Source organism: Methylobacterium sp. 174MFSha1.1 (genome assembly GCF_900116815.1).
Classification (GTDB): Bacteria; Pseudomonadota; Alphaproteobacteria; order Rhizobiales; family Beijerinckiaceae; genus Methylobacterium.
This window is the reverse complement of record NZ_FPCB01000024.1, coordinates 96311-114119: the sequence shown is the minus strand read 5'-3', so window position 1 is coordinate 114119 and position 17809 is coordinate 96311. Positions and strand designations below refer to the sequence as shown.

19 protein-coding genes and 1 tRNA gene are annotated in these 17809 nt (G+C 69.5%); 12 read left to right on the top strand and 8 right to left on the bottom strand.

What is annotated here, in order from left to right; genetic code table 11:
- Positions 1-104: 104 nt before the first annotated feature.
- Both metK and BM430_RS21200 read right to left on the bottom strand, forming a co-directional pair.
- The gene (metK, locus tag BM430_RS21205; protein WP_093569232.1) at positions 105-1283 is read right to left on the bottom strand and encodes a methionine adenosyltransferase; all 1179 of its coding nucleotides are present in this window, start codon (positions 1281-1283) and stop codon (positions 105-107) included.
- A 98-nt stretch (positions 1284-1381) separates the two neighbouring features.
- Complete coding sequence (locus BM430_RS21200) at positions 1382-1948, bottom strand: helix-turn-helix domain-containing protein (RefSeq protein WP_244539595.1); 567 nt, start codon at positions 1946-1948, stop codon at positions 1382-1384.
- A gap of 204 nt (positions 1949-2152) precedes the next feature.
- Here BM430_RS21200 and BM430_RS21195 point away from each other — a divergent pair, with 204 nt between their 5' ends.
- Positions 2153-3268, top strand: a complete 1116-nt coding sequence (locus BM430_RS21195; protein WP_143132089.1) for a GGDEF domain-containing protein — start codon at positions 2153-2155, stop codon at positions 3266-3268.
- Positions 3269-3369: 101 nt separating this feature from the next.
- Positions 3370-3840: an MgtC/SapB family protein gene (locus tag BM430_RS21190; RefSeq protein WP_093569229.1), complete on the top strand. Its 471-nt coding sequence runs from the start codon at positions 3370-3372 to the stop codon at positions 3838-3840.
- Positions 3841-4020: 180 nt separating this feature from the next.
- Here the strand turns inward: BM430_RS21190 and BM430_RS21185 are convergent, their stop codons facing one another.
- Positions 4021-4269 carry a DUF6894 family protein gene (locus tag BM430_RS21185; protein ID WP_093569228.1) on the bottom strand — a complete coding sequence of 83 codons (249 nt, stop codon included), beginning with the start codon at positions 4267-4269 and terminating at the stop codon, positions 4021-4023.
- 131 nt (positions 4270-4400) lie between these two features.
- Complete coding sequence (locus BM430_RS21180; RefSeq protein ID WP_093569227.1) at positions 4401-4751, bottom strand: hypothetical protein; 351 nt, start codon at positions 4749-4751, stop codon at positions 4401-4403.
- A gap of 414 nt (positions 4752-5165) precedes the next feature.
- Here BM430_RS21180 and BM430_RS21175 point away from each other — a divergent pair, with 414 nt between their 5' ends.
- The 8 genes from BM430_RS21175 (at position 5166) to BM430_RS21140 (ending at position 12249) form a co-directional block, all read left to right on the top strand.
- The gene (locus BM430_RS21175; RefSeq protein WP_093569226.1) at positions 5166-5546 is read left to right on the top strand and encodes a hypothetical protein; all 381 of its coding nucleotides are present in this window, start codon (positions 5166-5168) and stop codon (positions 5544-5546) included.
- A gap of 2066 nt (positions 5547-7612) precedes the next feature.
- Complete coding sequence (locus tag BM430_RS21170; RefSeq protein WP_093569225.1) at positions 7613-8410, top strand: DNA-binding protein; 798 nt, start codon at positions 7613-7615, stop codon at positions 8408-8410.
- Positions 8411-8415: 5 nt separating this feature from the next.
- Positions 8416-9897: a M48 family metalloprotease gene (locus BM430_RS21165; protein WP_093569224.1), complete on the top strand. Its 1482-nt coding sequence runs from the start codon at positions 8416-8418 to the stop codon at positions 9895-9897.
- A gap of 77 nt (positions 9898-9974) precedes the next feature.
- Positions 9975-10048, top strand: a tRNA-Gly gene (locus tag BM430_RS21160).
- 439 nt (positions 10049-10487) lie between these two features.
- On the top strand, positions 10488-10769 hold the full coding sequence (locus BM430_RS21155; protein ID WP_093569223.1) for a hypothetical protein: 282 nt from the start codon (positions 10488-10490) through the stop codon (positions 10767-10769).
- Between the two features lie 12 nt (positions 10770-10781).
- Complete coding sequence (locus BM430_RS21150) at positions 10782-11150, top strand: hypothetical protein (protein WP_093569222.1); 369 nt, start codon at positions 10782-10784, stop codon at positions 11148-11150.
- A 106-nt stretch (positions 11151-11256) separates the two neighbouring features.
- Positions 11257-11769 carry a hypothetical protein gene (locus BM430_RS21145; protein WP_244539594.1) on the top strand — a complete coding sequence of 171 codons (513 nt, stop codon included), beginning with the start codon at positions 11257-11259 and terminating at the stop codon, positions 11767-11769.
- Between the two features lie 165 nt (positions 11770-11934).
- Complete coding sequence (locus tag BM430_RS21140; RefSeq protein WP_143132088.1) at positions 11935-12249, top strand: hypothetical protein; 315 nt, start codon at positions 11935-11937, stop codon at positions 12247-12249.
- 1039 nt (positions 12250-13288) lie between these two features.
- Here the strand turns inward: BM430_RS21140 and BM430_RS21135 are convergent.
- Positions 13289-13549: a hypothetical protein gene (locus tag BM430_RS21135; RefSeq protein ID WP_093569220.1), complete on the bottom strand. Its 261-nt coding sequence runs from the start codon at positions 13547-13549 to the stop codon at positions 13289-13291.
- Between the two features lie 197 nt (positions 13550-13746).
- Positions 13747-14499: a sensor histidine kinase gene (locus tag BM430_RS21130; protein ID WP_093569219.1), complete on the bottom strand. Its 753-nt coding sequence runs from the start codon at positions 14497-14499 to the stop codon at positions 13747-13749.
- A gap of 286 nt (positions 14500-14785) precedes the next feature.
- Here BM430_RS21130 and BM430_RS34135 point away from each other — a divergent pair, with 286 nt between their 5' ends.
- Positions 14786-15115, top strand: coding sequence for a hypothetical protein (locus BM430_RS34135; protein WP_143132087.1), 330 nt, complete (start codon positions 14786-14788; stop codon positions 15113-15115).
- A gap of 172 nt (positions 15116-15287) precedes the next feature.
- Here BM430_RS34135 and BM430_RS21125 read toward each other — a convergent pair whose 3' ends face one another.
- Both BM430_RS21125 and BM430_RS21120 read right to left on the bottom strand, forming a co-directional pair.
- Complete coding sequence (locus BM430_RS21125) at positions 15288-15689, bottom strand: response regulator transcription factor (protein WP_093569218.1); 402 nt, start codon at positions 15687-15689, stop codon at positions 15288-15290.
- 174 nt (positions 15690-15863) lie between these two features.
- The gene (locus BM430_RS21120) at positions 15864-16535 is read right to left on the bottom strand and encodes a response regulator transcription factor (protein ID WP_093569217.1); all 672 of its coding nucleotides are present in this window, start codon (positions 16533-16535) and stop codon (positions 15864-15866) included.
- 454 nt (positions 16536-16989) lie between these two features.
- Between BM430_RS21120 and BM430_RS21115 the strand changes: the two genes are divergently transcribed.
- Entirely contained in the window at positions 16990-17748 is a 759-nt protein-coding gene (locus BM430_RS21115; protein WP_093569216.1) for an SDR family oxidoreductase, read from the top strand.
- Positions 17749-17809 lie beyond the last annotated feature (61 nt).

Sequence of the window (17809 nt, the reverse complement as noted above, 5' to 3'; positions counted from 1 at the left end):
CAAGTGGATACCGGTTGGGCGAAGAAAATGCGGCAAAATCAAAGACCGAGAGCAACGCCCGATTGCAACGTCATCGGGCGCTGCTCTCGCATCGGGGCGCCGGATCAGGCGAGCGCGCTCTTGAGCTGGCCGATGAGGTCGGTGCGCTCCCACGAGAAGCCGCCATCGGCCTCCGGCTCGCGGCCGAAATGGCCGTAGGCCGAGGTGCGGGCGTAGATCGGCTTGTTGAGGCCGAGATGGGTGCGGATGCCGCGGGGCGACAGGTCGACGAGCTGGCCCAGGACCGATTCGAGCTTGGCCTCGTCGACCTCGCCGGTGCCGTGCAGGTCGACGTAGATCGACAGCGGCTTGGCGACGCCGATGGCGTAGGCGAGCTGGATCGTGGCCTTGCGCGCGAGGCCGGCGGCGACGACGTTCTTGGCGAGGTAGCGCGCCGCGTAGGCCGCCGAGCGGTCGACCTTGGTCGGGTCCTTGCCCGAGAAGGCGCCGCCGCCGTGGGGCGCCGCGCCGCCGTAGGTGTCGACGATGATCTTGCGGCCGGTCAGGCCGGCGTCGCCGTCGGGCCCGCCGATCACGAACTTGCCGGTCGGGTTGACGTGCCACACCGTGCCGTCGGTGATCCAGGACTCAGGGAGCGCCGCCCGGATGTAGGGCTCGACGATCGCGCGCACGCCGGCCGAATCGAGCGACTCGTCGAGGTGCTGGGTCGAGAGCACGATCTGGGTCGCCTCGACCGGGCGGCCGTCGACGTAGCGCACGGTGACCTGGCTCTTGGCGTCCGGGCCGAGCTTGGCCGCCGCGCCGACCCCGCCCTTCCGGGCGTCGGCCAGGTCCTTGAGGATCTTGTGGGCGTAGTAGATCGGCGCCGGCATCAGGGCGGGGGTCTCGTCGGTCGCGTAGCCGAACATGATGCCCTGGTCGCCCGCACCCTCGTCCTTGTTGCCCGCGGCGTCGACGCCGACGGCGATGTCGGCGGACTGGGCGTGCAGGTAGATGGCGACGTCGTTGTGCTTCCAGTGGAAGCCGTCCTGCTCGTAGCCGATGTCCTTGACGGCCGCGCGGGTCAACTCCTCGAGGTCGCGGAAGGTGACCGAGTCGGGGCCACGCACCTCGCCCGCGATGACGATGCGGTTGGTGGTCGCCAGGGTCTCGACGCCGAGGCGCGCCTCCGGCATCACCGCGAGGTAGGCATCGACCACGGTATCGGAGATGCGGTCGCAGACCTTGTCGGGATGGCCCTCGGAGACCGACTCGCTCGTGAACAGGTAGTTGGAACGCGGCATGGCGTGCGGAGCCCTCAACGATCTCGTCGAGCGCGGCGCGCAGGCCGACGAAGCCCGACACTTCGATCGCGGGGTTCTGGCAGCCGGAATTCCGAACGTCAATCCGACGGACCGGAGTCGTTCTCTTTATCGAACGCTTGTTGCCCGGACAGCGCATGGTCGACGGCGCGCACGAGGCTGCCGAGGGCCTGGCGGCGCTCCCCGTCGAGATGGGTGTCGGCGGCCCGGGCCACGGCCTCGGCGAAGTCGGTCCAGGCCTCCAGCGTCTCCAGCCGCGCCTGCGGCCTGTCGCTGAGCCCGGGCTGGCCTGCCTCGCGGCCCGGCATGGACTCGAAGAAATACCCGACCGGCACGCCGAGCACGCGCGCGACGACGTCGAGGTCCGTGGCGCTGAGGCGGTTGGCGCCCTTCAGGTATTTGCCGAGCTGCGAGAGCGAGACGTCGAGCGGGGAGGCCAGCGCCTCCCGGCTCAGGCCGGCGCGCAGGCGCCGCTCCTCGATCAGGCCGCCGATATGGACGTCGCGGTGATCCGCAGGTTTCCCGGCCATCTCATCGGCTCGCAGGTTGCCCGCGCGTCGCGCCGCGGCATGGAAGGCGACGGGGTGATTGTTGATTCCCGATCGTTGCAATCGCGTAAATGCCCGCGTTTTCGGCGAACGCTTCATTCGTCATAGCGGATGGTGGCGCGACGATCGGGCCCGACGCGGTGCGTATGGCGGCGCAGGAATCCAGGTCTTGCGCGCCGCGGAGGCGGCGCCGGAATCCAAGTCTTGCGCGCCGCGGAGGCGGCGCGCTGGGGGCCCATACCCGGCCTTAACGACTGTGCGGGAAGGATGGGGCGGTGCCGCCCGGAGCCGTTCCGCCCAACGATGCCGTCCCTGCCGGATATCGCGACCCTGCGCCTGTGCAGCTCGCTCGCCACCAGCGCCTTCGCGGCGGTGTTCCTGGTGCTGTGGGCCGGCCGCCGCGGCGAGACGCACTGGCCGTGCTGGGCGGCGGGGGCGGCCGCCTACGCGGTGATCCTGGCCGGCTTCGCGGCCTCCACCCACCACCTCGTCACGGCCCTGCTCTTCGCCGCCCTCGGCGTCACCTTCACGGTCATCCTCGTCGGCGTCCGGCTCTTCGAGGGGCGGCGCGGCACGCCCGCCTGGCTGTGGGGCCTCGGCCTCGCGCCGGGCCTGGCCTACGCCCTGCCGCTCGCGGGCCTGCGCCTGCACATCGACGACGCGGCGGCGTGGCCCTGCCGCCTCCTCGGAACGCTGCTCCTCGCCGCCAACACCGTGGCCGTCGGCGGCATCCTGCTGTTCGGGCGCGTCGCCGAGCCGAGCCGGGGGCGGCGCATCGCCGGGGTGGCCCTGTTCGGCTACCTGCCGTCCTATGCGGCCGGCATCGCGTTCGAGGCGATCGGTCTCGGCAGCCTCGAACTCGCCGCCCTGCTGCCGATGCTCTCGGATCAGCTCCTGCTCGGTCTCCTCAATCTCGGTCTCCTGGCGATGCCGGGCGAGCGGGCCCAGGCGCGGCTGCGCCTGCTCGCGGAGCGCGACCCGCTGACCGGCGCGCTGAACCGGGCCGGGCTCGCCGCCGCCATGCCGGGCGCCCCGCCGGCCGGCACGGCGGCGGTCCTGATCGACATCGACCACTTCAAGGCGCTCAACGACGGCCACGGCCACGCCGTCGGCGATGCGGTGCTCAAGGCGCTGGTCCGCGTCGTCACGGCCCGGCTGCCCTCGCCCCGCGACCTGGTGGTCCGGCTCGGCGGCGACGAGTTCGCGATCGTCCTGCGCGCGACGACGCTGCCCGAGGCACTGGCGCTCGCCGAGCGGGTGAGGATCGCGTCCCGCGACGTGCCGGGTCTTCCCGCCTGGACGGCGAGCCTCGGCGTGGCGCTGAGCCGGCCCGACGACCGGACGCTGGCGGACACGATGGCGCGGGCGGACGGCGCCCTCTACCGCGCCAAGGCGTCGGGGCGCGACAGGGCCGCGTGAGGATCGTCATGAGGAGGACCGTCGTGAGGATCGGCCTAAGGATCGTCATGGCGCATCCCGCTCCCTTCCCCCGTCCGCCGGCATTCCGGAGGTCCTGAGCGATGCTCTCGACCACCGAGATCTGCCTGCGCCTCGGCGCGGCCGTGCTGGCCGGGGGGCTGGTCGGCATCAACCGCGAGATGCATTCGAAGCCCGTGGGCGTGCGCACGCTCGGCCTCGTCGCCCTCGGCGCGGCGCTGGTGACCCTGGCGGGGTCCGGCTTCTCCGGCGACGGGACCGACGCGAATGCCAGCCGGGCGATCCAGGGCACGATCACGGGAATCGGCTTCCTCGGCGCCGGCGTGATCGTGAAGCGCGAAGGCGGTGGCCGGGTGCACGGCCTCACCACCGCGGCGGCGATCTGGGTGACGGCGGCCCTCGGCATCGTCTGCGGCCTCGGCGCCTATCGTCCGCTGGCGCTCGGCACGGGCTTCCTTCTCGCCACCCTCATGCTCGGCGGCGTCATCGACCGGGCCATCGACGGGCGGCGGAGGCGGGACGGGGCGGAGGAAGGAGCGGATGACCGGGAATGATACCAAATCCGGAAGATCACTTCCGGATTTGGTATCACAAGCCCGCGCGGCACCTGAGCGAAGCCGAAATCCGCATTGCGCCTGCGATCCGACAGGATCGCCTGAAGCAATCAGTCGGATTTCGTATGACCGACCCTGCGCGGAGGCCGGCCGGTTGACCGCGCAGGCGAGCCGGCGACGTCAGGGCGTCGCGGGTGCCGCCTGCGGCGACATGGTCAGGACGAGGGAGGCTTCGAGCACGCGCCGTCCCGACGCGTCCCGCACCGCGGCGCGGCAGCGCGCCGCCTCTCCGGTCGCGCTCTCGGCGCTCATCATCTCCGTGAGCACGGTCCGGACGTAATCGCGGGCAGCGTTCAGATCAGGCAGTTCGACCCCTACGTCGTCGAGGACCACTGTGCCGTCGAACCTGTCGACGTAGTAGCAGGGCATTGGGTCAACCTTGCGCGAATGTCCGGTCCAAGACTCTACCGACCACGCTGAGAAAGGTTCCCGACGCTGCGAGGGGGCCGGATCGACCAACTGGCAGCCGACGACCGCGCCGCCGGACCGGCCCCGACGGGTCAGCCGCGGGGCTGCTGCAGGTTCAGGCCCAGGTCGATCAACTCGCGCTGCACCTGCCGGTCGACGTCGCCCGGCGCATCCCCGGTGATCGACACGACGATGCGCTGGCGTGCCGCTGCCAGGAAGGCCTCGGCCTCTACGCGGTCGCCCCTGAGATACAGCGATCCGAGCTTCTTCTCGCGCCAGCCGACGGAGATGATGAACTCGCCCGGCGCGACTTCCTCCAGGTCGACCTGGAGCGTGGCTTCCTGGGGCGTCGTTCCCGAACGGGAAGGGCCGTCGTGCACCATGATGGCGAGAGCAACAAGCTTGAGAGAACCGACCGGGACCGGCCAGGTTTCGCTGCCCATAGCGCGAAATCGCGTCGAGGGGTACCGCGATCTAACCGTGCGATCACCGGAGCCCCATCCGCCGGTTCCGGCCTCCCTCGCGACAAAAAGGAAGCCGCCCTCTCGAGCGGCTTCAGTCGGGGAGGAAACGCCCTAGGAGGGCAGCAGCGCCGCGGACGAACCGCGATGCTGCAATGCACCAACTCATGTTGCGGTGCATCGTTCCGCTCTCCCGATGCTTTCGCTCCGGAGAATTCTCCGGTCCCTGGAGTCCGTCCGAGAGGAGGCGGGCGGTCGTCGTGCCGCAGGGCGCCGGGACTCCTGCTCCGAACTTCGCAGCGTGGCGAGCGTAGTACCGCCATAGCCGCCCTCCCGAGCCTCGAGCCCGGTCTCGATCGCGGCGAGGGCCGACGGACAGAGCGAAGAGCGAGCAGCATGAGCTACGACACCGACGTTCCCCCGCACCTCTCGGCGCAACGCGCCGATCCGCCGGCCCCGGTCGACGCACGGAGGCCCAACACGGCGATGCTCAAGGGCGACATTGATTCCGGCCGCAGCGGCGACAAGGTCGAAGTGTTCGATCCCGGCATGGCGATGCTCGGGACCTGCGAGGAGGCGGGCGGCAACGCCCTCTCGCCGAAGGACATCGCCCGGGCCCGCTTCGCCGAGATCAAGGAAAGGTGGCGCCTGTCGCCCCGCAAGCCGGGCTACGCGCATAACCGGGCCGATCCGACCCTGGCCCTGTATCTCGGCTTCATCGGCGTCGCGGGCATCGGCCTGTCGGCGGCGATCTGGCTCGCCCGGGCCGGCGCGTGACGGAGATGCGCGGGCCGCGCCTCGACGGCGCGGCCCGCCCGGGATCAGAGGGTAGCGTCAGGCCCGCCGGAAGGCCAGCGCCGCCCGGAACGGCGCCGCCACCAGGTTGAACAGCGCGCCGACCGTGAGGACGAGGATGACGGAGAGGAGAGCGCCGAAGATGCCGATGAAACGCATGGTGCCGCCTCGCTGAAAGGGCCCGGGCCGCATCGCCGGCGGCCGTGTCGGGAGGCACGAGGCGCCGCAAACAAGGCGGGAGTGAGGACTCGGTGTCACGCTCAAGCTCGAAACGTGAGGATTGCGACCGTCGGCCTCAGGGGCTGGCACCGGCGGGTCGCCGATCGCCGTGAGAGGCGGTTCGCGGCGAGCGACCCGGGACGCCGAACGATGCGGCTCCGGCGATCGCGCTGCCGGACCATCGCCGTGACATGCAGAACGCCCGCCGGAGGGTTAGGACCTCGGCGGGCGCGCTGTCATCGGGGATTGGGGAATCCGCTGCTGCCCTGGAAACGTGCGGCCGGCGGACCGGTTCCGGGGCCGGGACGGCTGAGATGCGCGATCCTCGCCGGTGTCACGAGGAGGCGAGGGGTCACGGACCAGCAGTCATGGATGGTCGGATCACGGGCGATTGTCGGTCGCGAGGCAGGACTGGAACGCGTCGAACCGAGGCCAGCTCCTTCGCGCCAGGAACCCTCGCGCCATGAGGAGCACTGATGCCGGCTTCGGCCGGGCCAAGGTCGATCCGATCGCCCAAGCCACTGCATGATCGACTCACCGCCTGATCGACCGCCGTATGGCCGATCACGGGCGGCCTCATTCATTTGCAAACCGGGAAGCCATTCGGGTCGAGATGTCCACGCCGGACCTCACTATGGCCCGTCACTGGATTTCTCCAGGTTACGGCAGTGCAACCCCTATATCTGATCTGCTCTAAGCCCTGTCCTGATAAATCGCCACCTGCCACAGGAAGGAATAGCGTATACATCGATGCGACCATCAATGCAAACAGCATCATTTTCCAGTTGGCGCCAATCGATAAAATCGTTCGATGGACCATCGAAATCGCCTTGCAGCAGAGCGCTGAGACTTGAAGTAGGGCGCGACCAACGCTTCGTGGCGTAAGGCTCCCGGCCGATCCAGCGAGGATTCCAGCCTATCGCAAAAATATGTGGGACTTTTTCCCACGTCAAGCTGGTGCGCCGAGACCCGGTGCGCAGCGCCGTGCGGCCGGTTTCGAAATGTCATGGGAACCCGCGTTCCGCTTGATCGGCGCTCGACCTGCTCCACCCGGTGTTCGATGTCCGCACGGGTGGGCGGCCGCTCCCCGCGAGCCCGGCTCGCCGGGATCCTCGCCCCTGGTCCTCCCGGCTTCCGCGACGTCGGTTCCGCAGGCTGGGCAGGAGGCAGGCGTGGGCACGCCTGGCGGCGAACGGGTCTCGGCCCCGCCCGCCTTCCTGGTCGCCTTCCCGGTCCATGGATGGGCATGAAGGGCCGCAGCCCGGCCGGGACGACCTGCGGGGCATATCAGGTGCCGTGCCGATCCCGCAGGCGTCGTTCCCTGGGTCCACGGCCCGCTCGCACCGGCCGTTTGCACGACCGGCGATGCGCAAGGCACTGATTTTGGCAGAGTGTCAGCCCGGACAAGGGCTTGAAGATGCGTGGCGTCCCCGGCAGGGCTCGAACCTGCGACCCCAGGTTTCGTACCACTTCGGCTTTCGCCGCCGCCGCGAGGCGTTCGTGGTCTGGACTATCCCTTCACCGTAGTCCCGCAAGATGCCTTGCCGGAGCCCTTAGGTGCCGCCCGTCTAGTCTCTACACCTTCCCGGCCTGGCGGGCCGGGCTTGGCTCGGGATCGGCGTGAGCCGCGAGAGGGCTCGACGCTTTCCCCGACTTTGAGCGGATCCGCCGCGCGGTTTCCCGGCGCGACGCCCAATTCGGTTTAGGAAACCTGTGCTCTGTCCAGCTGAGCTACGGAGACCCACGGCGAGCCTCTTACCATCCCGGCCCGTTTCCGCCAACCTCGCCGAGACCGAGTCGGCCAGATCTCCACCACGGGCTGATCCAGCATGAGAGGACCGATCGCGGCGTGTCTCGGCTTCGCGCTCCTCGCCGGGGCGGCGGAGGCCGCAAGCCCGCGCGGGCGCGAGCCGCCGGCCTGCCGCGGGCGCATCGCCGGGCAGGACCGGATCGAGGACGTCGCCGCGCGGGGCGAGCTCGTCCTCGCCTCCGGCCGGCGGGCGCGCCTCGACGGCCTGCGCTGGCCCGACGACCCGGCGGCGGCGGAGGCCGCGCGGGCCTGGCTCGCCGGGCTCGCCGGCCGGGCGCTCGCCACGAGAGAGGCGCCGGAGCCCGACCGCTGGGGCCGAATCATCCTCGACGCCGCCACCCTGGACGAGCCGCCGGTCGACCTCGCCGGCGGGCTCGTGGCGGCGGGCCTCGTCCAGGTCGATGCCGGGGAGAGCGACAGCCTGTGCCGTCCCGGCCTGCTGGCGCTCGAGGACGCGGCCCGCCGCGGCGGTCACGGACTCTGGGCCGGGACGGCCCCGGTGCCGACGGAGGAGGTGGCCCGCCTCAGGGAGTTGGCGGGCCGGTTCGCGGTGGTGGAGGGGCGGGTGCGCAACGTGGGCGAGCGCGAGCGCCGGACTTACCTCAACTTCGCCCCTTTCGGCACGGAAGGTGTTACGGTCACGGTGTCGAAACGCACTTGGCGGATCATGCTCGAACGTGGTTTCTCTTCCCCGGCGCTTCGGGGGCGGCGCGTGCGGGCTCGCGGCGTCGTCGAGCTGTGGCGCGGGCCGACCCTGGATATCGGCGCGGCCGAGATGATCGAGTTGCTGGACGAGGAGCAGGCGCCGCGGCGCTGATCGCCATGGGGTGGTCTTTCACGCGAACACAGCCGGCCCGGCGCCGGGCGGCCGTCCTGCCGGCAGCGGCGCTCGCCCTGCTCGTCGGTGCCTGCACGGCCGACCAGACCGGCGCGCTGGCGCCGCAGGTGGCGGCCGTCGTGCCGCCCGAGGCGCCGCGCACCACCGGGCGCGACCGGCCGGCGAACGACGCCGACCACGCCAAGCTCGTCGCCTCCTTCGGCGGCGAGTACAAGGCGCCGTCGGCGCTCCGCCTCGTCAGCGACGTCACCGACCGCCTGGTCAAGGCGACAGAGCGGCCGGACGAGACCTACGCGGTGACGCTGCTCGATTCGCCGGTGGTCAACGCCTTCGCGCTGCCGACCGGCCGCCTCTACGTCACCCGCGGGCTGCTCGCGCTCGCCGACGACACCTCGGAACTCGCCGCGGTGCTGGCACACGAGATCGCCCACGTGACCCTGCGCCACGCCAGCGCCCGCACCGAGATGGCGCTGCGCTCCGAGCTCGTCAGCAAGGTCGTGGCCGACGTGCTCAACGACCCGGCGACCGGCGCCCTGCTGCAGGACCAGTCCCGCTTCGTGCTGGCCCGCTTCTCGCGCACGCAGGAATTCGAGGCCGACCAGACCGGGGTGCGCACCCTGGCCCGCGCCGGCTACGACCCGTTCGGCGCCGCGCGCTTCCTCACCGCGCTCAACCGCACCACGGCGCTCCGCGCCGGGGCCGGGCTGGCCTCCGAGCCCGACATGCTGGCGACCCATCCGAGCACGCCCGAGCGCATCACCCAGGTGACGCAGGCCGCGCGCCGCATCGGCGCGCCCGGCCTCGGCGCCGACGACCGCAACCGCTACCTCGCGGCGATCGACGGCATCGCCTACGGCGACAACCCGGCCGACGGGCTGATCCGCGGCCGTCGCTTCATCCATCCGCGCCTCGGCGTCGCCTTCGAGGCGCCGGAGGGATTCGGGCTCGACAACACCGCCCGCGCGGTCCTCGGTACCACCCCCGACGGCAACCGCCGCCTTCTGTTCGACGCTGTCGAGACCAATGCCGGCCAGGGCCTCGAGGAGGTGCTGAAGGCGACCTGGAACGACGCGATCGAGACCGGCAGCTTCGAGAACCGGATGCTGAACGGCTTCCCGGCGGTCACCGCGGTCTCGAAGGGCAAGGAGTGGTTCTTCCGCCTCGCGGCGGTGCGGGTCGGCACCAACACCTTCCGGATGATCATGGCGGCCAAGGGCAACGCCGATCCCGAGCCGGCCTTCGGCCGCTGGCTGTCCAGCATCGCCCTGGTCACGCCCGAGGAGGCGCGCAGCCTCAAGCCCCTGCGCATCCAGATCGTCACCGCCGCGCCCGGCGACACCGCCGAGAGCCTGGCCCAGCGCATGACCGCGGTGGACCGGCCGCTCGAGCGCTTCCAGGTCCTCAACGGGCTCGACAAGGGCGTGCCGCTGCGGGCGGGCCAGCCCTACAAGCTGGTGGTGGAATAGGGGAGGCGGCGCGCGGGCCGATTCCCCTGCCGCCCCGCTTCTCAACCCGGACCGGCCGTGCTATCTGGGCAGCCGCCGCGGGTGTAGCTCAATGGTAGAGCAGCAGCCTTCCAAGCTGAATACGAGGGTTCGATTCCCTTCACCCGCTCCACCATTTCAAGGCCGGAAAGCTGTACCCGCACAGGGGTTTAGCTCTCCGGCCTTTTCCTTGCCCGGGACCGCCCCGTTCGAGTGATACCAGCCTGATACCAGTTTCAGGGGTGAAACCGGCCCCTATTGCGGCGCGCCGATTCGGGGTCGATCTTCGCCGCTGGCAGGTGCGGGCGCAGGCGAGAGCCGAGGCCCCTAGCGAACGCCGCGAGGCTTGTCGGGACCGCCTACGGGTTGGGGCACCCGGCATAAGACACAGGCCAACCAGACCGTCGACCGCCAGCGTCAGGGTCCCCGGCAGCCGCCTTGTCCGGCCGGGGCACCTCAAGGGCGGGAGCGCCGCGGCGGCGCCCGGGGACGTTCGCGAGCCCCTCGTCGCTTCTGTGTCGAAACCCGGCACCCTCGCACGAAGGATAGGTGGTCACCCCTCGGAGGTCGCCATGCCCGCCAACGCCTACCTGTCCATGACCTCGCTCTCCGGGACGCGGCCGCATGCCATCCCCGACGACGTTTGGGGATTCCGCCGCGAGGACCCCGACGGCCGGTGCACGGCCTGCCGGCACCATGCCCGCATCGAGGGCCCGGCGCCGGCGACGCGCTACACGGGCGAGGCCGCGGTCGCCGACGTCTGCCTGGCGTTCCGGCGCGAGCTCCTGGTCGCCCTGCCGACGACGCGGCGGTGCGGGCGGTTCGAGGACGTTGCCAGCGCCTGCGCGAGCTGACACGGTACCGGCATGAGTGATCCCACCACCCGCGAGGGGGGCGTCGCCGAGGCACTGCGCCTGCTCGACCTGGCGAACACCATGTCAATGCCGCTTCCCGCGGGAGGGGAGAGCTACGGGTCCGAGGGTATCGAGGTCCTGCGTGGCCTGCCCGGTGGCCTTGAGCACGTGCTTTATCCCTCCCCGGACGGCCCCGGCGCTGGGTGCGTCGTCGAGGTCACCATACGGGTGATGGTTGGCCCGGATCGGTCGACGGTTGTCGTCCGCCGCGGTGGGGAGCCCGTGCTGCTGCACGAGGTTCGCGAGCACGGGGCGGAGGCGGAGGGCATCGGCGCGGTGATCGAGGCCGCCGTGCTAGACGGCGTTAAGCTTTCCAAATAGTGAATGTAGATTATTCGGCATTGCATAGAATTTTAAGAAATCGATTCAGCTAAATGCGATTGGCGTACAAGCATCGTGGCCCCATCGAGAGACAGGGGAGAGAGCCATGCGCCTGTACCACTTCACGTCCCTGGGACACCTTCCGGTCATCGTCGCTACCGGAGGCCTGTGGCGGGGCGAGGTCCCCGTTGGCGATGGGAGCCGGACCCTGCGGGCCACTTGGTTCACGACGGATCCGGACCCCCGCGGCCACGGCCTGGACGGAAGCGCCGCCGACAAGCGGGAGGTACGCATCACGGTTGTCATCCCGTCGAGCGACCGTGGCCTCAAGCATTGGCTCAAGTTCACCCGGACCTCGTTCGGCAGGCTGGCCGATGAGTGCGTCGAGCAGCTCGTTCGCACGGGAGGCGGCAAGCGTAAGGCGGAGACCTGGTACATCTACCCGGACCAGATCCCGCCGGCTGAATTCCGAGCCATCGAGATCCGCAGACCCGATGGGAGCTACACCCATATGGAGCCGGCTGACTTGGCAGCGTCGGTCGCTCACGAGGGACTGGAAGAGGCAGTGCGTGCGGACTTCAGCGAAATGCGCGCCCGCATGCCCTCCCGCGCCGCCTAACCGGTTTTCGCCTTCACCACCGCCGCTCGGCATCTCGCCGGGCATAGCGGGCACCCAGATTCGCCAGACGAGTGCGACCGGCCCGGCGGCATGGTGCCCACAGCAGAAAGAATAGAGGCGAGCGCAATGCAGAGGACAAACATGAGGGGCATGACTGAGGCCGAGATGGCCAAGCACATCGCACGGGGTACCGAGAATCGTATCCTCATCGATGCAGCGTCGGACCCCGAGGCCAAGCTAGCCGAAATCATGAGCCTCGGTGACGTCGTTTATGCTGTCTGGGCCGAGACGGACAAGCGGAAGCCGAAGATCTCCGGCCACGCCCTCGCCATGTTGAAGGGGCGCCCCTTGCTGCAGTCCATGCTGAATAGCGGTTCGAGTAATTCCTTGGCACACATCACTATCATGCTCGACAACCACTCGTCCGCGTACGGCGCCTGCGCCCGGTACGGTGATGAGGCCGAGCCCAAGGCCGCCTAACCGTGCTGTGCCTTCACCGCCTGGCGCTCGGCATCCCGCCGGGCGTAGCAGTCGCCCACCTTAGCGGCATCGCGGGGCAGCCTCTCCTGGCTGGGGGGCGCCTCGCGCAGCGCGTGGGCGAGCCACGGGGTAAGGACGACGACCGGCCAGAGCGGCGGCCTCACAATTCCCCTCCGTCCTGCCCGGCGAACCGCCTGACGTCCAGGTGATCATGGGCGATGCCCGTCCATGCCCACGCCAATTACACCCCGATCTAAGGATAGCTGCTCTCCCGAGAGGCTCTCGATCCTAACCCATAGGGGTGCTTGCGACATCGCTCGGGCGTTTGCCGCCTACTGTGTTGACCCGTGCTTTTGACCCTTTGCGGACGCTCCCACATAAATCATGCCATGTCCGCCTAGAGGGATGAAGCGGGCATGTTCTGACTTTGAGATAGCATAGCCTTCATCTGCCGCAGCTTGGTAACGAGATCGTTGGGCGAGGTCATTGGAATCGCGCTGCCTCCTCTGATGGTCGTCCTCATCCTGGCTGGAAAGCCAGGCCATATGGCGGGCCATTTCTGCGGGGCGGATCAGTCTTCGCGCCCGTGGCCGTCGAACAGCATCATCTGCAGGAGGCCGATCGAGACGACGACCAGCAGGTCGACCCGCTCCGCTGGACGCACCTTCCCGAAGCAGGCCGCGCGAACAAGCACCCCGCACCCGTGGGGAAGTATGAGGCTGAGAGCCACGACGGCGAGACGTAGCCGAGACAGCCCTTTATCAGCGGCCGATTGCGGGCCTGGAGCCGGATCGCGGCGGTCGAGGTGCCGTCACGTGGTGCGGCCGCCAGGGCTATGGAAGCCGGGCGGGATCGACGGTCGAGGCAGACACGAGGAACCCCGTCGAGATCGCGCCGGGGTTCGATCGCCGCTCGGACGAGCGGCGTGGCGTCCGCGACGAGGCGACCATGGCACCGCCTCGTGCATCCGAAACGCATAGGTCCCGTCGTTACAACGGGACGTTCTTCTTGGCCGTCGCCCGTGAATCTCTGGTGGGGCTTAAGGCCGCCGCCCCCTCTCCAGATTGGCGGGAGCGGTGTGCGCCACGGGCTGCGCGGCCGACACTCCGGACTTCGCCGCGCCCGTCACCGTATCGGCGCCGTCAGGAGACGTCGCCCCGCCGGCGAACAGGCCACCGGGGGCCTCGTTCGGCACCTCGATCCGCGCACCCCACACATCGATCATGTGCAGCTTTTGCGCGAGGGCGCTGCCGTTGGTCGCGGCGAGGATGGTCGCGACGAAGATCAGGCGGTACAACATCTGTACATCTCCGAAATTGGCTATTGGTAATGCATGGTGTCTGTTTTCAATATAAAACGTCTCTCGCTATATATTATCGTCGTAGAGTATATGCGATAATATACATTCATTGAAGAGTTTCATACGAAGATACTAGATCGATGGAGGAGATACCATTTGCGCGGCAGGACGAGCCCTCCCGCACCGTCGGGGCCGCCTCATTCGCGGGACTTGCCCTCCTTGGCTGCCAGGGCGGCAGACCGCTCCACGATCACGCCGAATACCGATCCTCGGCCGCAACGGGATTGCACGCCGACCGGATGGCCGAGGGCCTGGGCGGTCTGGCGCACGATGTGAAGACCGAGGCCGAGCCCGGCTCCGTCGCGGCGCCCGGCCCGATCGAAGGCCTCGAAGATGCCGGTGAGGCGCTCCGGCGGAATGCCGGGCCCGTCGTCGTGAACCTCGATCGCGATCCGCCCGCCCCGCCGCCGGCACCCGATGACGACTCGCCCGCCCCGGCCCGCATACTTGACGGCGTTGCCGACGAGGTTGCGCAGGATCGTCGCCAGCATCGCGGCCTCGCTCTCCGCCCACAGATCCGAGCCGCGCACGTGTAGCCGGATCCCGACCGCCTCGGCGTAGGGCTGCCATTCGGCCGCCACCGCGGCGAGGAGGGGGCCGAGCGGCACAGGGCCGAGGCGTGTCGGTGCTCCGCCGACCTGTGACGTGCGAGCGATGTCGTCGAGCTCGCGGCCGAGGCGCACTAGGGCGTCGCTGGCCAGGCCGAGCCGCGCGGCGGCGCGCGGCGCGACGCCGTCGGAGACGGCGCGCTCGATGGCCATGAGGGCGACCTGGAGCGGCTGCTTGAGATCGTGACCGGCGACGGCGAGGAGCCGGGACATGGCATTGCGGGCGGCCTCGGCACGGGTGAGAGCATCGCCGCCGGCCGGCATCGCCACCATCGTTCCCATCGCTACCTCCTCGATCGGTCCCAGCCCGGGACGGCGCATCCATGGGCCGGACCATGCATCTTGGCCGTGAGGCGTGAAATCATACGGAGGTTTGCCCCGACCGGCCCGCGATATCGCCTCTCACCACTGACGTCAGCCCGCGGACCCATACTGCGTTATGAGACTATCACCTCTCATCACGATATCGACAGACGCTAGTCTGACTGCTGTGCTGTACGGTCTCGGCTAGATTGATCTCGTCTCCGAGCGGAGACGAAGGCTCATCAATCGTGACGAGGAAAAGACCATGATGACACGGAACCTGCTCTGCGCGCTGGTCCTCGCGGCCTCTACTGGCGGCGCGGCGGCGCAGGACGCCCCATCCACCTACCGGTACTCGGGCCAACATTCCGGGGGCCCCGCCGGCGCGCTCATCCCCGAAGGAGCACCGGCTCCGGTGATGCACCGCCCGGTCGATCCGGCCTATCGCTATTCCGGCACCCATGCGGGCGGCCCAGCCGACGCGCTGGTGCCGGCGGGCGCGTCTGTTCCGGCGACGCACAGGGCGACGGACCCGGCCTACGGCTACCCGGGCAGCCATGCCGGCGGGCCCGCCGACGCCTTGATCCCGGAGTGAAACCAGGAGACGGGTCCGCCGGATTTGGGTCCGGCGGACCCGCCCGAGTGGCGTGGGGAGAGCCGACGCCCAGGACCGGGTTCGCGCCGCGTTGGCTCGCCGACCGAAGGCTCGACACCTCCGGCCGGCGCGTCCGCGCGGCCTTGCGGCGCATCCCATGGAATGGCCGCGGTCAGGGCTGGACGGTGTCCTCGAGGCAGCGGATCAGCGCGTCGGCTGCGAGGGGCTTGCGCAGGAGGTCTCGCGCCCCGCCGGCGAGGGCACGCCGGCGGATCGCATCGTCGTAGAACCCCGTCATCATGATGATCGGCAGATCGGGCCGGGTCCGCCTCACGCGCTCCTGCAGTTCCAGGCCGTTGATGCCCGGCATGTCCACGTCGGTCAGGAGGCAGCCCAGAGTTCCAGCCGCTCGCCCCTGCGGCTCGGCTGCCAGGAAGACGTCGGAGGCCAGGAACGCCGTGCCGGAACTGAACGCCACGGCGGCGTAGCCCAGCGACTCGAGGAAGCCGGATGTCGCGTCCAGCACCCCCTCGTCGTCGTCGACAATGGCAACCGTTGTCTTCCCGACTGACAAGGGATGTCCTTTCCGGTGTCCCATGGGCATGCTCGCCCCCACCCGAGATGGGCTAGGACCCGATCGAACGGAATCATACGATGGTGTGGTGCGACCGGATCGTCCCCGGCCGCCCGTGCCGCTCCGCGGTGATCGTCGAAGAACCCCGCTTCGTGCAGAATGCGGCCAGGACCGTCAGCCCTCCGACGCCTTCAGTGCCTCGGCCTTGCGCACGAGGTCGGCGACCGAGCCGGCCTGCATCTTCCGCATGACGTTGCCGCGGTGGATCTTCACCGTGATCTCGCTGATGCCGAGGGCGTGGGCGATCTGCTTGTTGAGCAGCCCCTGGACGACGTGCTGCATTACCTCGGCCTCGCGGGCGGTCAGGGTCGCGGCCAGGCGGGCGAGTTCGGCCGTGCCCGCGCTCTCGGTCCGCCGGGCCTTGTCCCGCTCGACCGCGACGGCGATCGCGTCGAGCATGTCCTGGTCGCGAAAGGGCTTGGTCAGGAAGTCGAGCGCCCCCGCCTTCATCGCCCGGACGCTCATCGGGATATCGCCGTGACCGGTCATGAAGATGATCGGCAGGCGGCTGCCCATCGCAGCGAGCTTCGCTTGCAGGTCGAGCCCGCTGGTGCCGGGCAGCCGGACATCGAGGACGAGGCAGCCCGGCCTGTCCGGCAGGCTCGCCGCGAGCAGGTCGGCCGTCGATCCGAAGGCGATCGCGTCAAGGCCGACCGACCGTAGCAGGTCCTGAAGACCCTCGCGGATCCCCTCGTCATCCTCGACGATGACCACCAGCGGGGCCGTCGCCGCCACCGCGGCGGGCGGGCTCGCGCCCGGGCCTCGAATGTTGCCTGCCACCGTCATCGCCGCGTCCTCGCGAGCCCCGCTGCTCCCTCGCCCCACCGGCATAGTCAACAGACCGAACCGACTCAAGGCGACGGCCAAGCTATTCGTCCCGTTCCGGTGGACGATCCGTATTCACCGCGGTGACACCGCATCCCGCGCCCGACGGGACCGAGTTCACCGCGATGGAAACCTGTCCCACCGTCAATGAGCGCAGGCCAGGCATCACCTGACACCTTCGTATGGTCACGCATGCGCAAGGTGTGAGCGCGCTCAGACCAGCCGTCGATATCGCGGCCGAGCCAAACCGGTAAGCTGATCCTTGTCGCCAGCCCCAAGGCATCGATCCACGGGGCCGGCATTCCTCGAACCTGCCGCACGACCGATCCTCTCGCCCGGGAGGATCCGCCCGGAGCGGCGCGACCCCGGTCGTCCGGCCTATGCCCATCCGACCCATGCCCTTGGAGACGAAACGATGCAGCTCACCGGCAACACCATCCTCATCACCGGCGGCACCTCCGGCATCGGCCGCGGCTTCGCCGAGGCCTTTCACCGGCTCGGCAACCAGGTGATCGTCGCGGGCCGCCGCCGGGCGCTCCTCGACGAGGTGACGCGGGCCAATCCCGGGATGTCCTCGATCGCCCTCGACATCGCCGATCCGGAGGCGATCAAGGCCGTTGCAGCCCGGGTCGTGGCCGAGTTCCCGGCGCTCAACGTGCTGTTCAACAATGCCGGCATCATGCCGTTCGACGACGCCTCCGGAATCATCGACGATGCGGTCGCCCAGGCGATCCTGACCACCAACCTGCTCGGGCCGATCCGGATGACCTCCGCCCTGATCGAGCACCTCAAGGCGCAGCCGCGGGCGACGATCGTCAACAACACCTCGATCCTCGCCTTTCTGCCGCTGGCGAGCACGGCGGTTTATTCGGCCAGCAAGGCGGCCCTGCACGCCTACACGCTCTCGCAACGCTTCATGCTGCGCAACACCCGCGTCACCGTGCAGGAGATCGCGCCGCCCTGGGTCGATACCGACCTCATCAAGAAGAGCGGCGATCCGCGCGCCATGCCTCTCGACGCCTTCATCGCCGAGACGATGACCGGGCTCGGCACCGAGGCCGAGGAAGTCGTCGTCGAGGCTGTGCGCTCCGTGCGCGACAATCCCGGCGCCACGGAGCACGCAATGGTCGATGCCTTCAACGCAGGCCTGGTCGCCAACCCGATCCCGGTCTGAGACCCGCCACGGGCGGACCCCCGAGGTCCGCCCATCGGCTACCCGCTTCGAGGAGGACACG

Excerpts from the sequence above, each read along its gene's own strand:
- BM430_RS21175 (WP_093569226.1), top strand. The coding sequence starts at position 5,166 with ATGAGCTACGACACCGACGTTCCCCCGCACCTCTCGGCGCAACGCGCC.
- BM430_RS21195 (WP_143132089.1), top strand. The coding sequence starts at position 2,153 with ATGCCGTCCCTGCCGGATATCGCGACCCTGCGCCTGTGCAGCTCGCTC.
- BM430_RS21180 (WP_093569227.1), bottom strand. The coding sequence starts at position 4,751 with ATGGGCAGCGAAACCTGGCCGGTCCCGGTCGGTTCTCTCAAGCTTGTT.
- BM430_RS21190 (WP_093569229.1), top strand. The coding sequence starts at position 3,370 with ATGCTCTCGACCACCGAGATCTGCCTGCGCCTCGGCGCGGCCGTGCTG.
- BM430_RS21145 (WP_244539594.1), top strand. The coding sequence starts at position 11,257 with ATGCGCCTGTACCACTTCACGTCCCTGGGACACCTTCCGGTCATCGTC.
- BM430_RS21115 (WP_093569216.1), top strand. The coding sequence starts at position 16,990 with ATGCAGCTCACCGGCAACACCATCCTCATCACCGGCGGCACCTCCGGC.
- BM430_RS21170 (WP_093569225.1), top strand. The coding sequence starts at position 7,613 with ATGAGAGGACCGATCGCGGCGTGTCTCGGCTTCGCGCTCCTCGCCGGG.
- metK (WP_093569232.1), bottom strand. The coding sequence starts at position 1,283 with ATGCCGCGTTCCAACTACCTGTTCACGAGCGAGTCGGTCTCCGAGGGC.
- BM430_RS21120 (WP_093569217.1), bottom strand. The coding sequence starts at position 16,535 with ATGACGGTGGCAGGCAACATTCGAGGCCCGGGCGCGAGCCCGCCCGCC.
- BM430_RS21185 (WP_093569228.1), bottom strand. The coding sequence starts at position 4,269 with ATGCCCTGCTACTACGTCGACAGGTTCGACGGCACAGTGGTCCTCGAC.
- BM430_RS21150 (WP_093569222.1), top strand. The coding sequence starts at position 10,782 with ATGAGTGATCCCACCACCCGCGAGGGGGGCGTCGCCGAGGCACTGCGC.
- BM430_RS34135 (WP_143132087.1), top strand. The coding sequence starts at position 14,786 with ATGATGACACGGAACCTGCTCTGCGCGCTGGTCCTCGCGGCCTCTACT.
- BM430_RS21165 (WP_093569224.1), top strand. The coding sequence starts at position 8,416 with ATGGGGTGGTCTTTCACGCGAACACAGCCGGCCCGGCGCCGGGCGGCC.
- BM430_RS21130 (WP_093569219.1), bottom strand. The coding sequence starts at position 14,499 with ATGGGAACGATGGTGGCGATGCCGGCCGGCGGCGATGCTCTCACCCGT.
- BM430_RS21200 (WP_244539595.1), bottom strand. The coding sequence starts at position 1,948 with ATGAAGCGTTCGCCGAAAACGCGGGCATTTACGCGATTGCAACGATCG.
- BM430_RS21140 (WP_143132088.1), top strand. The coding sequence starts at position 11,935 with ATGGCCAAGCACATCGCACGGGGTACCGAGAATCGTATCCTCATCGAT.
- BM430_RS21135 (WP_093569220.1), bottom strand. The coding sequence starts at position 13,549 with ATGTTGTACCGCCTGATCTTCGTCGCGACCATCCTCGCCGCGACCAAC.
- BM430_RS21155 (WP_093569223.1), top strand. The coding sequence starts at position 10,488 with ATGCCCGCCAACGCCTACCTGTCCATGACCTCGCTCTCCGGGACGCGG.